At 43.6% G+C, this 15,609-nt stretch carries 13 protein-coding genes; 1 reads left to right on the top strand and 12 read right to left on the bottom strand.

Annotated elements, in window-relative coordinates:
- Positions 1–2: 2 nt before the first annotated feature.
- From PP181_RS01420 to PP181_RS01435, 4 genes are read right to left on the bottom strand one after another with little or no spacing between them, the layout of a single operon-like run.
- The gene (locus tag PP181_RS01420; RefSeq protein ID WP_272635698.1) at positions 3–767 is read right to left on the bottom strand and encodes an SDR family NAD(P)-dependent oxidoreductase; all 765 of its coding nucleotides are present in this window, start codon (positions 765–767) and stop codon (positions 3–5) included.
- Between the two features lie 17 nt (positions 768–784).
- Positions 785–1,630 carry a fumarylacetoacetate hydrolase family protein gene (locus PP181_RS01425; protein WP_272635699.1) on the bottom strand — a complete coding sequence of 282 codons (846 nt, stop codon included), beginning with the start codon at positions 1,628–1,630 and terminating at the stop codon, positions 785–787.
- Positions 1,631–1,640: 10 nt separating this feature from the next.
- Positions 1,641–2,531: an SMP-30/gluconolactonase/LRE family protein gene (locus PP181_RS01430; RefSeq protein WP_272635700.1), complete on the bottom strand. Its 891-nt coding sequence runs from the start codon at positions 2,529–2,531 to the stop codon at positions 1,641–1,643.
- A gap of 9 nt (positions 2,532–2,540) precedes the next feature.
- Positions 2,541–3,107 carry a RidA family protein gene (locus PP181_RS01435; RefSeq protein ID WP_272635701.1) on the bottom strand — a complete coding sequence of 189 codons (567 nt, stop codon included), beginning with the start codon at positions 3,105–3,107 and terminating at the stop codon, positions 2,541–2,543.
- 229 nt (positions 3,108–3,336) lie between these two features.
- Between PP181_RS01435 and PP181_RS01440 the strand changes: the two genes are divergently transcribed.
- On the top strand, positions 3,337–4,578 hold the full coding sequence (locus tag PP181_RS01440; RefSeq protein ID WP_154917491.1) for an MFS transporter: 1,242 nt from the start codon (positions 3,337–3,339) through the stop codon (positions 4,576–4,578).
- A gap of 68 nt (positions 4,579–4,646) precedes the next feature.
- On the opposite strand, the gene scpA is transcribed toward PP181_RS01440, so the two are convergent.
- The 8 genes from scpA to PP181_RS01480 form a co-directional block, all read right to left on the bottom strand.
- Positions 4,647–6,794 (bottom strand): methylmalonyl-CoA mutase, encoded by a 2,148-nt coding sequence (scpA, locus tag PP181_RS01445; protein WP_272635702.1) that lies wholly within the window; start codon positions 6,792–6,794, stop codon positions 4,647–4,649.
- Positions 6,787–8,172: a methylmalonyl-CoA mutase subunit beta gene (locus PP181_RS01450; protein WP_272635703.1), complete on the bottom strand. Its 1,386-nt coding sequence runs from the start codon at positions 8,170–8,172 to the stop codon at positions 6,787–6,789. Before PP181_RS01450 ends, scpA begins: the two co-directional genes overlap by 8 nt.
- Before the next feature lie 91 nt (positions 8,173–8,263).
- Positions 8,264–9,025, bottom strand: coding sequence for a LytR/AlgR family response regulator transcription factor (locus PP181_RS01455; RefSeq protein ID WP_272635704.1), 762 nt, complete (start codon positions 9,023–9,025; stop codon positions 8,264–8,266).
- A gap of 93 nt (positions 9,026–9,118) precedes the next feature.
- Positions 9,119–10,141, bottom strand: coding sequence for a sensor histidine kinase (locus PP181_RS01460; protein WP_161598204.1), 1,023 nt, complete (start codon positions 10,139–10,141; stop codon positions 9,119–9,121).
- Between the two features lie 133 nt (positions 10,142–10,274).
- Entirely contained in the window at positions 10,275–10,643 is a 369-nt protein-coding gene (locus tag PP181_RS01465) for a hypothetical protein (RefSeq protein ID WP_272635705.1), read from the bottom strand.
- 260 nt (positions 10,644–10,903) lie between these two features.
- On the bottom strand, positions 10,904–12,451 hold the full coding sequence (locus PP181_RS01470; RefSeq protein WP_272635706.1) for an aldehyde dehydrogenase (NADP(+)): 1,548 nt from the start codon (positions 12,449–12,451) through the stop codon (positions 10,904–10,906).
- A gap of 93 nt (positions 12,452–12,544) precedes the next feature.
- Positions 12,545–14,158: a UxaA family hydrolase gene (locus PP181_RS01475; protein WP_272635707.1), complete on the bottom strand. Its 1,614-nt coding sequence runs from the start codon at positions 14,156–14,158 to the stop codon at positions 12,545–12,547.
- A gap of 5 nt (positions 14,159–14,163) precedes the next feature.
- The gene (locus PP181_RS01480) at positions 14,164–15,609 is read right to left on the bottom strand and encodes a tagaturonate reductase (RefSeq protein WP_272635708.1); all 1,446 of its coding nucleotides are present in this window, start codon (positions 15,607–15,609) and stop codon (positions 14,164–14,166) included.

The following is a 15,609-nucleotide window of genomic DNA, read 5'->3' on the forward strand; positions in this document are numbered from 1 at the left end:
TTTCAACTATTGAGTTTAATAAACCCACCATCGATGGGATAGTCCGTTCCGGTAATAAATTGGGCCTCATCACTACATAAATATACTGCCAAAGCGGCAATTTCTTCAGGTTTGGCCATTCTGCCAATGGGCTGCGTTTTTGATAATTTCTCAAACATCTCCTCTTGATTATCGGGGAAGTTTTTGGCGATAAATCCATCCACAAAAGGGGTGTGTACTCGGGCAGGCGAAATGGAGTTACAAGTAATATTGTCGTTTATAAAATCCTTGGCAACGGTTAAGGTCATATTCAATACCGCAGCCTTGGACATGGAATAGGCAAACCTATCTGATATTCCTAGGGATGCCGCAATGCTTGCCATGTTCAAAATACGTCCGCCGCCATGTTTTTTCATTAAAGGAATACATGCATGAAGACAATTATAAACGCCTTTTATATTGATTCGATAGATTCGGTCAAAATCAGCTTCCGAAGTACTTTCAGCCGTACCAATGTGGGCGACCCCGGCATTATTGATCAAGATATCAACTCTGTCAATTCTATTAAAGATTTCTACAACGGCTGATTGATTGCTAACATCACACCAATGGAAATAGCCCTTACCCCCATTTTCAATGACCGTTTTCAAGGTTTCGTTGGCCGCTTTTTCATCGACCTCCAAAATATGTACTACGGCACCTTGCTCAGCCAAGACAACGGCAATGGCCCTTCCAATTCCGCTGCCAGCTCCGGTGATGACGGCAATTTTTCCTTTTAAACTAAACATATTAAATATCGTTATATTTAGGCATTACTACATTTTTGTTCTTGCCGACCCAAACCTTCGATTTCCAGGGCTACCTCATCCCCGGCCTTTAAGTATATGGGAGGTTTCATACCCAAACCTACGCCAGGTGGCGTTCCCGTAGAGATGACATCACCAGCTTCCAACGTCATAAATTGGGACAGATAATGCACGACATAATAACAATCAAAAATCATCGTCTTGGTATTTCCATCCTGCATTTTAACCCCATTGACCCAAAGCTGCATTCGTAGGTTATGTACATCGGCTATTTCATCTGGGGTGGCCAAAAAAGGACCCAAGGGATTAAAGTTGTCACAGGACTTGCCCTTGGTCCACTGCCCCCCCTTTTCCAGTTGAAAGGCTCTCTCCGATACATCATGGGAAATACAATACCCCGCAATGTATTCCTTGGCCTCTTCCACGGAATCGAGATATCTTGCATCCTTCCCAATTACGATGCCCAGTTCCACCTCCCAATCGGTTTTTTGGCTGTTTCGTGGGATGAGGATGTCGTCGTTGGGGCCTACTACGGTGTTCGCTCCTTTTTGAAAGATGATGGGCTCTTCGGGAATGGCCATACCTGATTCGGCCGCATGATCCGAATAATTTAGACCGATGCAAATCACCTTCCCAGGACGCGAAACACAGGATCCCAAACGTTCCTTGGAATCCACTTCCGGTAACTTGGATATATCCAAAGTTCCCAATTTTTGAAGTCCCCCACTCTGAAAAAAGGCTCTGTTCCAATCCGTAAACTCATTGGAAAGGTCCCTTCTGATACCTTTTTCATCCAGCACTCCCGGTTTCTCAACTCCTTGTTTTCCAAATCTTATTAGTCTCATTATGAATAATTTAGTTCTTATATAAAAATCCGGGCACACCTTGGTACCCACCGTTTCGAATTACAAATAAGGAACCCGCCAAAGGTTGCTTTTTCAATTCTTCCTCGGTCAGATCCACTTTTGCGGAGGTCACATACAAATCTTTTAAGTCCTCACCTCCAAAGGTACACGAGGTGATTTTCGCCACGGGTAGTTTGATCCGGGTTAACAATTCACCATTTTGCGGGTTCCAACGGGTCACTTGCCATCCGCCCCAGTGGGCAATCCAGAGCATACCCTCGGAATCAATGGTCATCCCGTCTGGAAACCCCTCTTTTTCATCTATTGAAATAACCACCCTTTTATTAGATATCATGCCCGTTTTAACCTCAAAATCATACGCTACGACACTCCCCGTAGGCGTATCTATAAAATAAAAAAGGGTATGATCCGCATTCCAAGCCATACCATTTGAGATAGTGCTGTTTTCAATCTTTTTACTACTAATCCCGTTCTCGAACATATAGACCGAACCGGCTCCCGTTTCCTCTGAAAGGGCCATACTGCCGACCCAAAATCTTCCGGCGGGGTCACAGGCACCATCGTTGAACCTATTTCCTTGTATATCTTTTTCAGGGTGGTCCACATAGGTTATCAATCCGGAATCCCTATTCAAAAATCCGATGCCTCCCGTAGAGGCCAAAATAAAATTTTGGTCCTTACAAACTGCGGCGCACCCTATCATTTTACCGATCTCATATCGCCTGTACGCATCCGCATGTACCACATATTCATGAAGATGCCCATTCAAAATATCCACCCAACAAATGGCCTTTTTATGGGCATCCCAAAAGGGACCTTCCCCCAATTCGCTTTTATGTGGATGTACCGTTGCTATTTCCATGGGTCTAATGGCATTCATTAAAATTCTTTATTCATAAACCTCTACGACCATTTCAACCTCTACGGCCATGTTTCCAGGCAAGGATCCCATACCCACGGCGGCCCGTGAATGCTTTCCCTTTTCACCGAAAACCGCGACCATCAGATCTGAATATCCATTGATGACCTTGGATTGTTCTGCGAACTCCGGGATGGCATTCACCATGCCCTTAACATTTACAATGCGTTTCACCTTGCGCAGATCGCCTAACTCCTCCTTTAGGACGGATAACTGGTTGATGCCCGCCTCCCTGGCCGCATTATATCCTTCTTCCACGGTTAAATCCAAGCCTAATTTTCCAACCACGTTCTCACCATTGGCTTGTCTAGGGCCTTTTCCTGCTAAAAAAAGTAAGTTGCCCGTTCGTACGGCGTGTACATAGTTCGCCACGGGTGAACCTATTGGCCTTAGTTCGATTCGCAAAGCCGACAGATTTGCTTCAGGGTCGTAATCCTCATCCATGGTCACCTTTTCTAGGGCCTCTTTGGGCGGTTCATTCTTGCAACTTAAAACGATGCATAATGCAATAAGTGGTAATGTCTTTCTAAGTATCATGATGTCACTGTATCATTTTTCCTCCAAGGTAGTCTTAAACAGGGTAGTTTACAAATGGGAAAACGGTCTGTTTTACAACTACTTAAAAATCATGCAAACATTTCCAAAACCTCATTATCGTGTATAAGCAAACACTTAAACTATGATTTTCTTAAAAAATAGGGGAAATTATCGCATTTTTCTTAGCTTAGCATGCTAACCAAAAAACAAATTAACAAAACCAACTAATATGAGTTCAACAGCAACTTCAAACGTAAATGCGAACAGATTGTTCTATGCAAGTTGTTTCGCTTTGATTACAACAGCCTTTTCCTTTAGTATCAGGGCTGGTATTTTACCGCAATTGGGAGAGGAACTGAGCCTTTCCGCAGAACAATTAGGATTTATTAACTCCATGTGGTTTTTAGGATTTCCAATATCTATGGTAATTGGAGGATTGATTTACCATAAGGTTGGAGGAAAGGCCATTATGAATTTTGCCTTTTTTGCCCACGCCTTAGGAATTATCCTAACCATCTATTCCGGTAGTTACACAGGTCTATTGATTTCTACCCTGCTTATTGGACTTGGCAATGGTTGTACCGAGGCCGCTTGTAATCCAATGATTGCAGATGCCTATCAGGGTACAAGAATGAGCACCATGATGAACAGGTTCCACATGTGGTTTCCCGGGGGCATTGTAATAGGTAGTTTGATTTCAAAATTTATGACGGATGCCGGATTGAGTTGGGAATCCCAAATTTGGGTTATCGTTATCCCAACACTTATTTACGGATATCTATTCTTAGGACAAACTTGGCCAAAAGCCAAGGTGGAGGAAGGTGCTACCTTGAGTGGTAACCTAAAAGCAATGATTTCTCCGCTTTTTATTTTCATGATCGCCTGTATGGCACTAACCGCCGCCTCAGAATTCATTCCACAACAGTGGTCCAGTATCATACTGGCAAAAAGTGGTGCCCAGCCTATGTTGATTCTAGCCTTGGTTACGGGTATTATGGCCGTTGCCCGATATTTTGGTGGTGATATGGTCAAAAAATTCGACCAAACCGGGGTATTGCTAGGGTCTGCTGTTTTAGCTACGATAGGTGTATATCTATTTAGTACCCAAACTGGAGCCATGGCTTATGTAGCCGCTATCTTTTTTGCCTTGGGCGTTGCCTATTTCTGGCCTAACATGATAGGTTTTGTAGCCGATAAAATCCCAAAAAGCGGCGCTTTGGGTATGTCCATTATAGGAGCCGTGGGAATGTTTTCCCAAACAATCTTTCAACCCATTACGGGAATGTGGATTGATTCCGATTTAGAAAAAGTAGCCGCCACCGGACTCACTGGTGATGAATTGGAATTGGTAGCAGGACAGGAAACCATGCGCACTATAACCATTTTTCCTGCATTGGCCGTTGTGATGTTCATTATCCTATATTTTTGGATGAAAAACAAAAAATCATCTGGTGAAGTAGCCACGGCTTAATATAGAAACAATACCATAAAAAAGGGATCCCGTACAAGGTCCCTTTTTTTATTGGCCCTGAACGGATTCTATTGCAATAGTATCTCTAATATCTCTATGGCGGCATCACTTATCTTTGTTCCCGGGCCATAAATGGCGGTAACACCTTTTTCCTTTAGGAATGTATAGTCCTGTTTGGGAATTACACCCCCAACAATCACAAGAATATCGGCCCTGCCATAGGCTTTAAGTTCTTCGATAACGGCTGGGACCAGGGTTTTATGCCCGGCCGTTAATGAGGAAATCCCCAAAATATGTACATCGTTCTCAACGGCCTGCTTGGCGACCTCTCCCGGTGTTTGGAACAAGGGTCCTATATCCACGTCAAATCCCAAATCGGCATAGGCGGTTGCCACCACCTTGGCCCCACGATCGTGTCCGTCCTGACCCATTTTGGCAACCATAATTCGTGGCCTTCGGCCTTCCTTTTCCGCCAATTCGTCGGCTAGCTGAATCGCCCTTTTAAAACTTTCGTCCTGTTTGATTTCCTTGGAATACACGCCTGTAATCGTATTGGTTTTTGCCGTATGCCTGCCATAGGCCCTTTCAAGCGCCGTGCTGATTTCGCCCAAAGTCGCCCTGGCCCTAGCGGCTTCGACTGCTAAAGCTAATAAATTATCACGCTGTTTGTTTTCTTCAAGTGAATCCTTTGCCCCTTTTGTAAGTTGATCTAAAAGTCGCATTACTGCTGTTTCATCCCGATTTTTCTTGATGGTTGCGAGTCGGGATAGCTGTTGCTCCCGAACCTTCTCATTATCCACCTCCAAAATACTCAGGACATCTTCTTGTTTCAATTGGTATTTGTTAACCCCTACAAGTACATCGGTTCCACTGTCCAATCGGGCCTGTTTTTTGGCCGCTGCCTCCTCAATGCGCATTTTGGGGATTCCTGCCTCTATGGCCTTTGTCATTCCACCTAATTCCTCCACCTCTGTTATGAGGTCCCAGGCCCTTTGTGCCAATTCATGGGTTAGGGTTTCCAGATAATAGCTGCCGGCCCATGGATCCACCGTTTTCGTAATTTTAGTTTCCTCCTGAAGAAATAATTGGGTCTCACGTGCAATCCGTGCCGAAAAATCGGTGGGTAAGGCAATGGCCTCGTCCAGGGCATTGGTATGTAAACTTTGTGTCCCACCAAAGACCGCTGCCATTGCCTCGATGGTGGTTCGCGCCACGTTATTAAAGGGGTCCTGTTCCGTTAAGCTCCAACCGCTTGTCTGGCAGTGAGTGCGTAGCATGAGGGACTTCACCTGCTGCGGACCAAACTTTTGTACCAATTTTGCCCATAACATGCGACCCGCACGTAACTTGGCGATTTCCATAAAATGGTTCATCCCGATCCCCCAGAAAAAGGAAAGCCTTGGTGCGAAATCATCGATTTTGAGTCCGGCTTCAAGACCTGTTCGTATATATTCCAAGCCATCGGCCAAAGTATAGGCCAATTCCATTTGGGCCGGAGCACCGGCCTCGTGCATGTGGTACCCGGAAATACTGATGCTATTGAACTTGGGCATAAACTTACTTGTGTATTCAAAAATATCGGCGACCAAACGCATAGAAGGCCCGGGGGGATAGATATAGGTATTCCTGACCATGAATTCCTTAAGAATATCGTTTTGGATGGTTCCCGATAATTGCTCTTTGGATACGCCCTGTTCCTCAGCGGCAACAATGTAAAAGGCCATGATTGGGATTACCGCCCCGTTCATAGTCATAGAAACCGACATTTTATCCAGCGGAATGCCATCGAACAAAATCTTCATATCCTCCACGGAATCGATAGCAACCCCAGCCTTGCCAACATCGCCCACAACGCGTTCATGGTCGCTATCATAGCCCCGATGGGTGGGAAGGTCAAAGGCGACCGACAGACCCTTTTGTCCTGCCTCCAGATTTCTTCTGTAAAAGGCGTTACTTTCCTCGGCCGTAGAAAACCCGGCATACTGCCTGATTGTCCAAGGTTTCTGGACGTACATGGTAGGATACGGACCTCGTAAAAAAGGTGGCAAACCCGCTGCAAAATCCAGATGCTCCAATCCGCTCAAATCCCATTTCGTGTACACCTTTTTTAAGGCAATTCCTTCCGCTGTCACAAATTCCTCCTGGGAGCTATTGGTGGAATCATTCGTGGCATTCCCGGTTTTAAGTTTGATATGTTGTAAGTTCCTTCTACTCATCGTTCAGCCTTTTTTGTTCCATGGCTTCGGCCAAGCGTGATTCTATTATGGGTACTGTCAAGGTTTTTCTGGACCGGGTTTTCACAAAAGGGTACAGCTCCAAATCGGCTTTCATCCTATCAGAACCGGTTATAAATTTATTCGTGCCTACCAGCACTTGCCTCCCGGTATCAAATTCAGCCTGTTGCTTATTGGCGGCTTCCTTAATCTTTTGTTGTACGGTGCCGTTTTTCAATTGCCGAAGGAAACCGCCCTCGCGTTCGACCGATTTAAAAAGTTCCAAGGCCTTTTCCGCCAATTGGGCGGTCAAGGATGCGATGTAATAGGCACCATCGGCAGGATTATGTACACTATTGAAATAGGCTTCCTCCTTGAGAATCAATAACTGGTTTAGGGCAATTCGGCTTGAAAACCCATTGTCCTTATGGTATATTTTATCATACGGGTGATTGAAAACTACCTCCGCCCCGCCTAAGATTGCGCTCATACATTCTGCCGAAGTCCGGACCATATTCATATTGTAGTCATACAACGTTTTGTTCCTCTTGGAAGGTTCCGCAACGATATGGCAGTCCGCCGCGAGACCGTACTCGTCCATCAACGTTTTCCAGAGTAGCCGCAAGGCCCTAAGCTTAGCTATCTCAAAAAAATAATTGCCCCCAACGGACACCTTAAATGTGACCTTTCCCAGGTTATTTAATAGGCCTTTGTCATACAGATGCTGTACATATTCATGGGCGTGGGCGAGTCCGTATCCCAATTGCTGCACCATATCCGCCCCGGCATTTTCATACAAGGTGGTGTCGATACTCAAAATGGTATCCGCCCCGGTTTGTAGCAGCACTTCCAGCTCTTCATGGTCTTTGTTCAGGTTGTGGAACCAATTTCCGGTACGGGCCAAATTCCCGATGATATCGATGTTCAATTGCAGATTGGATGTTCCTTTGCCTACGGATTTGAGCAGGGAGGTTATATAGGACCCTGATAGAAATTGAAATTGGAACGACACCGGAATTTTTTCCAAATCGACATCCCTTAAAAGCGCTTCAGGCTTTACTTCAATATCGGGAATGGTAAAATCTAGCACCTCGACCCCATTTTCCAATCCTTTTAATGCCCTTTTGTTCGCCGATTTCGCATTGCCGGCGTACATGGATTGCCCTATTTTCCATGAGGTGATTGTACCCGTGGCAGGTAAGGTTTCTTCAAGATCCTCCCTGTGATAAAAAGGTTTTACATGGATTCCTTCCCGGGAAGTCCATAGCAACTCAGTATTGTAATCGGCTCCCTTTAGGTCATACTGAATTTTCTGTTTCCAAGCTTTGGCGGAAACCGGGGGAAAATCGTTAAAAAGAGGCGTTGCCTGTTTTTTTGACATTACGGGATTATATCAATGGTACTTTCCCAAAGATACGATAAGAAATAAGGAAAAACGACTGCTTACAGCAACCTGTAAAATACTCTTTTAATTACGTATTCACCCAGTTTTTAAAGGCCGTGGCCTTGGCCTTGCTAACCACCACTTTTTCATCACAGGCGGGAGATAGGGTTATAATGAGCTTTCCGTTGAAGTAGTATTTGATGCTTTCCAAGGCATCTTTTTTTACAATGAACTGTCTATTGACACGGTAGAATTTTGCAGGGTCCAAGCCCTCCTCGATTTCTTCCAACTTGGTGTCCATTACATACGATTGATTATCTACCGTAACTCCTTTAACGATGCCCGTATCGATTCTAAAATAAGCGATACTATCCGTTTTTAAGGGAATTAGCTGATCCCGGTGACTTACCAAAAAGGTCTCCCGGTAATTTTGCCCTCGACCACCGATCAAATTTAGTAGACTGTCTATTTGTTGCTTGTCTATACCCTTGTCCGGTGTCCTACTTTTAAACTTTCTTATGGCTTCTAAAAGTTCAACCTCGTCTATGGGCTTTAAGAGATAGTCGATACTGTTCACCTTAAAAGCTTTTAGAGCATATTGGTCGTAGGCCGTGGTAAAAATGACGGGAGTACTAACCTTAACTTTTTCGAAAATTTCAAAGGAAAGTCCGTCCGCCAGGTGGATGTCCATAAAAATGAGGGATGCCTTGTAGGGTACGGAAAAATATTCTACCGCATCGGTCACGGATTCCAGAACTTGTTCCACTTCAATGGTTTCATCAATGGATTTAAGTAAATAGGCCAAGTTTTCACTGGCCGCCAATTCGTCCTCTACGATGATTACTTGCACACGTTTAAAATTTGGTTATTATTTTGCTTTTTAAACATTCCCTTCTTAGAAGGTATATAGCTTACAATAAAACTCAATGTAACTACATGCTTCTCATGCCAAAGGTAACTCCACACTGAAAATATCGTTGTCCTGCCGAATACTTAAGTCCTGTTTTAATAGCAGAGCATAGCGTTTTTTCAAATTTATCAAACCGTTCTTTGTTCCATCCGCCAAATTGGTCCTTGGCCTGATAATGTTCTCTACAAAAATAGACCCGTTCCTTTGTAAAATGTCCACTTTAAGTGGGTGGGAAGCGGATATCTCATTGTGCTTTACGGCATTTTCAACCAGCAATTGTAAGGCCATAGGCGGTAGTTTTTTATCCAAAAAAGACTCGTCAATCTTTATATTCAACTGGAAACGGTCTCTATACCTCGTTTCAATGAGATATGCATAACTTTCCAAATACTTCAACTCCTCCTTAACCGTCACCAAATTGGAGTCTCCGCTTTGGAGGATATATCGGTACATATATGAAAGTTTGTTCACAAATTGTGTTGCCGGTTTATTGTCCCTTATCAAAGAAGTTAGCGAATTTAAGGAATTGAACAGAAAATGTGGGTCTATCTGATTCTTTAATGCGGCAAGTTCGTTTTGAAGGTTTTGCTGTTTTAACCGTTCGTTCTCCAATTTACTTTCCTGCTGATCTGTCTGCAAGCGCAATACCCTAGCTATAAAAAAAAGGACTACGGTAAGTACTACGTAATTGAATTTCACAAACCCCCAATCACGTTTATCTATATCAACGCCCATCACATGATAATACATAAAATGGTATAATGTCAATAACAACAGTAAAATAAGAAAATCAATCACCACTACTATGACCAATTGTACGGTATGCCTTGCCTTTATCTTTTGATATACCAAATTGGTATTTACTTGTAGAATCAAATAAGAGAATAAAGCAAAGAAGATATAACGATACAGAAAATCCATTACCAACTCACCGGAAAGGTCAATACTTCCACCGGAAAACATATTGTATAGATAAATAGACCTGGGAAGCGAAATAAGAATGGCCAAAAGCAAGGAAACCTTGATTATCTGTCCGGCCTTTATTGGTTTTATCATAGTGGTTGGTCGCATGGATTCTTAGGCTTCAAAAGTACATTAATTTTGGTTGGTTGGACCTTGTATGGAGAATAGGCCTCCAAGTTAATGAAGGCCTATTTAAAGGTGCTAACTAACAACAATCAACCACCTGTTACTTATATGCATTGAAATCTTTTGGGAGGTAAAGGGCTACATCAAAACCCAAATCCACTTCTTCATCTTCTTCAAGAACCACAATATCCTCAACAGCTAATTCCATTCCGTCGTAGGCATTAAAACCAAGAGGCAGGTATTCTAATGTGTCAAAACCCAAATCCACTTCTTCCTCGATCTCCAACACGACGATTTCGCTGGCATTCAGGTTGGCTGACTCTATGGCAATTTGCAATCCTTCGGCAAATGGATTATATTTTGTCGTATGCGGATTGTGCTCCAAATTTTTAAGGTTGCAATCGCCTTTTGCCGAAATCAATAAACCCCCCAAAATTCCTATCCCTAGTAAAACACTTACTTTTTTCATTATATCTATTTTTAAATTATTTATCTGTTTACGAATTATTTACAGGGCAAATGTAGGATAGAAGTAGTGCCTCAAGGGATGTTTTAGTGTGAAGTGACTGAAAATTGACCTGAAACCGCTTCGTGTTAAAATGAAGCAACGGCACCTATTTAATTGCAAGCGGAAAAAGATATGTGTAAACCCGAAGGAATATAAAAAACTAAAAAAAGTACCCCTTTAAAACTTAATTCAAAGGGGCACCAAATAATTTAAAGAAAGAACTACACCGATTTTTGGGAAAACTCGCCATCTACCAAACGCCAAACGCCTAAGGGATTGTCGTTTTTAAGTTCCGGTGGAAGTAAACTTTGCGGATAATCCTGATAACAGACCGGCCGTACAAATCGCTTTATGGCATTGGTCCCCACAGACGTTGAACTTGGTGCCGTTGTAGCGGGGAACGGGCCTCCATGAACCATGGAATGACATACCTCCACCCCGGTGGGATAACCATTCACCAATACACGCCCAACTTTCTGCTCCAAAATTTCAAATAGTTCTGCATATTCCTCCAAATCGGCCTCGGTAGCGTGCACGGTGGCCGTTAAATGGCCTTCAAGATTTCTTGCAGCGTTCAAAAGATCCTCCTTAGCTGATGCTTCAACCAATATGGAAGAAGGACCAAAATTTTCTTCAGAGAGTTTACTATTTTTCAAATAGGTGTCTATCGTAGTTTTGAAAACCTTTGAACAAACCCCGATACCCCCACCTGCGGATTTTCCTTCGCCCAGAACTTCCAAGTCCTTTGTTCCGGAGAGTTCTTCCAACCCTTTATTATAGGCCGATTGGATTCCAGCCGTAAGCATGGTTGCCGGCTCGGTAGCCTTTATTTGATCTGATAACACCTCAAGAAATTCATTGGACTTGTCCCCTTTTGGATAAAAACTAAGACCGGGATTGGTGCAAAATTGGCCAACGCCCATATTAAGTGAATTGGAATAGCCTTGGGCCAATTGCGAGGCACGCTCCTTAAGTGCCCCCGGTAAAATGAACATGGGGTTTGTACTTCCCATTTCAGAAAAAACGGGAATTGGAATGGGCCTTGAGTTCGCATAATTGAATATAGCCATACCCCCATTGTAAGATCCCGTAAAACCAACAGCTTTTATTGCTGAATGCTTCACCAGATTTTCACCGACTTCGATCGAGGTTCCCTGAACCAAGGAAAACACACCCTCTGGTAACCCTATTTTTTCGACGGCCTTTTGAATGGCACCTGCAATCATTTCAGTGGTTCCTGGATGCGCCGGATGCCCTTTGTATACCACAGGACATCCCGCTGCCAAGGCCGAAGCCGTATCACCACCAGCTGTTGAGAATGCCAATGGAAAATTACTTGCCCCAAAGACCGCAACCGGACCCAATGGAATCAACATATGTCGTATGTCCGATTTGGGTAGGGGCTCCCTATTAGGTTGTGCCAAATCAATGCGGGCATCTACCCAAGAACCTTCCCTAACTACACTGGCAAACAATTTTAATTGATTCATGGTTCTTCCCCGTTCTCCGGTAAGCCGTCCCAATGGCAAAGCAGTTTCTAGATTACAACGCTCAAGCAGGGCATCACCCAATGCAAGAATTTCATCGGCAATTGTTTCCAAAAATTTAGCTTTGGTCTCGTTATCAAGCCTTCTGTAAACCTGAAAGGCCTTGGCTGCATTTTGAGCGGCTTGGTCTACATCTTCCCAAGTGGAATTTTTGAATTCACCTTCTAGCTTTTCTCCTGTTGCCGGGTTTATTGCCTGATAATAGGTTGTTTCTTTACTCATTTGTTATTCTTTTTCCTTGTATTCATTAATTTACCCCTAAAATTAGGGAAACTGTTAGAGCTGACCTCAGCATTCCGGCATGATTTTAGGTTTTTATAAGGATACTCCCCGTTTCCATGGGATAAAATCATCTTGTCCTAAGATATCCGCCTTTGCCGTGATTTCACCGCTTGCCACTTTTATGACATATTCCAGAATTTCCTCGCCCATTTGTTGGATGGAAGTCTCTCCCCTGATTATCGGTCCTGTATCGATATCGATGATATCGGGCATTTTTTTGGCCATTTCGGTATTGGAGGACACTTTGATTACGGGAGCGATCGGGTTTCCCGTGGGCGTTCCCAAACCGGTCGTGAAGACGACTATATTGGCGCCAGATCCTACCATACCCGTAGTACTTTCCACATCGTTTCCTGGGGTGCAAAGTAGATTGAGACCGGCTCTGGTCACATATTGCCCATAATCCAAAACCGCCTGTATGGGTGAGGTACCTCCTTTTTTGGCCGCTCCAGCAGATTTCATCGCATCGGTAATCAAACCGTCCTTAATATTGCCCGGAGATGGGTTCATATCAAAACCAGAACCTACCCGTTCTGCCGATTGTTCATAGGCCTTCATCAAATCAATGAATCTTTCGGCATCCACATCCCTTACACATCGGTTTACCAATTCCTGCTCCACACCACATAGTTCAGGAAATTCGGAGAGCATGGGAGAACCTCCCAGTGCGGCCAAAATATCCGAAGCATATCCCAGGGCAGGATTGGCGGAAATTCCCGAAAAACCATCGGAACCGCCACATTCCAATCCCATATTTATTTTGGAAAGCGGTGCCGGTTTCCTTTCGATTGTATTCGCCTCCTTGATTCCTTCAAAAGATTCCAGGATAATTGTGTTCAGCATCTCCTCAACGGTCCCCATTTGTTGCTGTTCGTAGATCAATACAGGTTTTTGAAGGTCATTATCCAACGATTTCAAGGCATCTTTCAGGAGGCCTATCTGTAAATTTTGACATCCCAAACTTAGGACCGTAGCTCCCGCTACATTGGGATTTTTAATGTAACCCGCCAATAACCTGGCCAACATTTCCGAATCTTGGCGCGTTCCTCCACAACCTCCTTGGTGTGTGATAAACTTAACTTCGACATTTTCAAAAGTCCTCTCGCCCAGCACGGCATCCTCGTCAACATTGGGGCGCTTGCCCTGTATGAGTTGCCGTAGCAATTGCCGTTGCCTGCTTATTTTGCCAAGGCCCAGTTCCTTTTCAAAAGCATCCTTTAAAATCTGAATATTTCTGTTTTCACAAAAGACCAACGGAAAGAACAGCCATACATTCTGCGTGCCAACTTGCCCATCTGGTCTGTGGTAGCCCAAAAATGTCCTATCCTTCCATTTGGAAATATCTGGAGGGTTCCAACGATACTTTTCCGTTCGTCCTTGTACGCTTTCGCTTTGATGCTTTACGTTCTCCGTGGTTAAGAGCCCGCCTTTTTTGATGGGCTTGGTTGTCTTGCCTACCAAAACCCCGTACATGGTTATTTTAGCGTCTTTTGATAATTCTTCCAGTGCAATTTTATGCTTTGCATTTGTAAGATTCTGAATTTGCAAATTGTCATTTTGAAAAGGGACAATTTCACCTTCGGAAAGATTTGTCAGGGCTATCCCAACATTATCATCCTCGTGTACTTTGATCAACCGTTGTTGCATAGTTCTTACTTGTAACCTTCCTCAAATTCTTGATATCCTTTTTCCACACCATGGGTCTCCAAAAACCGCAAGGCACCTTCCATGGCCAAAGGGAGTCCGTCCACCTGATTTAAATCGGTATCCCAGAACGTGGTATTTCCCAGTAGTTCATTTACCATTTTTTCTAAGGGAAGCTGCCAACGATTTTTAAACGTATTGATGATAGCTTCATCATCATTCAAAGGCATTTCATTTCCTTGCCAATGCCCTTGATAAAATCTGACCAAACAGGCAAAGGCAAATACCGTTCTCAACGGCAATTTTCCTTTCATTTCAACATATTCCAAAAGACTGGGCAGCACCCTAACCTTAAATTTTGAAATGGAGTTTAAAGCGATACTGGACAATTGATGCTTAATAAACGGATTTCTAAAGCGATCAAAAACTTCTTCGGCAAAAACTTCCAATTCCTGCTTGTCCATGGCCAAGGTTGGGAACACTTCCTCAAGAATTAGGGACCGAATAAATTCCCCTGTAAACACGTCGTCCACTGTTTCCTTTACGGTTTCGTTGCCATATAGCAATGCCATGGGGACCATAGCGGTATGGGCACCGTTCAATATTCGCACCTTTCTTGTCCTAAAAGGCTGCATATCCTCCACGATACGAACATCCAAAGGCGTCTTATGAAATGGAAGTCTTTTCTTCAGATTATCATCCCCTTCAATGACCCATAGAAAAAATGTTTCGGCAGTGACTATGAGTCGGTCATGATATTCCAATTGTCGATTATACTCCTCAATATCGTCCTTTGGATAGCCCGGTACAATCCTGTCTACCAAGGTATTGTGAAATGTGCAGGCATTCAAGACCCAGTTTTTAAATAGCCCCGAAAGCTTCCAAAGATCAATATATTGCAGGATAACTTTTTTCAAAGTGTCCGCGTTATAATTGATCAGTTCACACGGAATAATCGTCAGCCCAAAATCTTGATTTCCATCAAAGTAATGAAAGCGCTCATACAGTAAGCAGGTCAGTTTTCCAGGAAACGAACTGGGTGGGGTCATATCAAATAGGTCTTTCCCATCATAACGAATCCCAGCTTCGGTGGTATTGGATATCACAAACTCGAGGTCCTTCTCACGAGCCAATTCCAGAAATTCTTCAAAATTAACATAGGGATTGACACCCTTTACAATGGTATCTATAAGCATCTTCTCCTGAACCTCCTTACCTTTCTTAATACCTTTGGTGAATAAGGTGTACAACCCATCCTGTTCGTTCAACACAGAAACCATTCCGTTTTCAATGGGCTGTACCAAGGCCACCCCTGCATTGAAACCTACGGTATCGTTCAATATTTTAATGGCATAATCCACAAAGGCCCGTAAAAAATTACCCTCCCCAAATTGTACCACTTTTATGGGCAAGGCTCCGGAATTTGAAGATGATTCTCTATTAAGGTTTTCCAT

This window comes from Maribacter sp. PR66, assembly GCF_028464205.1.
In the GTDB taxonomy this organism is placed as follows: Bacteria; Bacteroidota; Bacteroidia; order Flavobacteriales; family Flavobacteriaceae; genus Maribacter; species Maribacter flavus.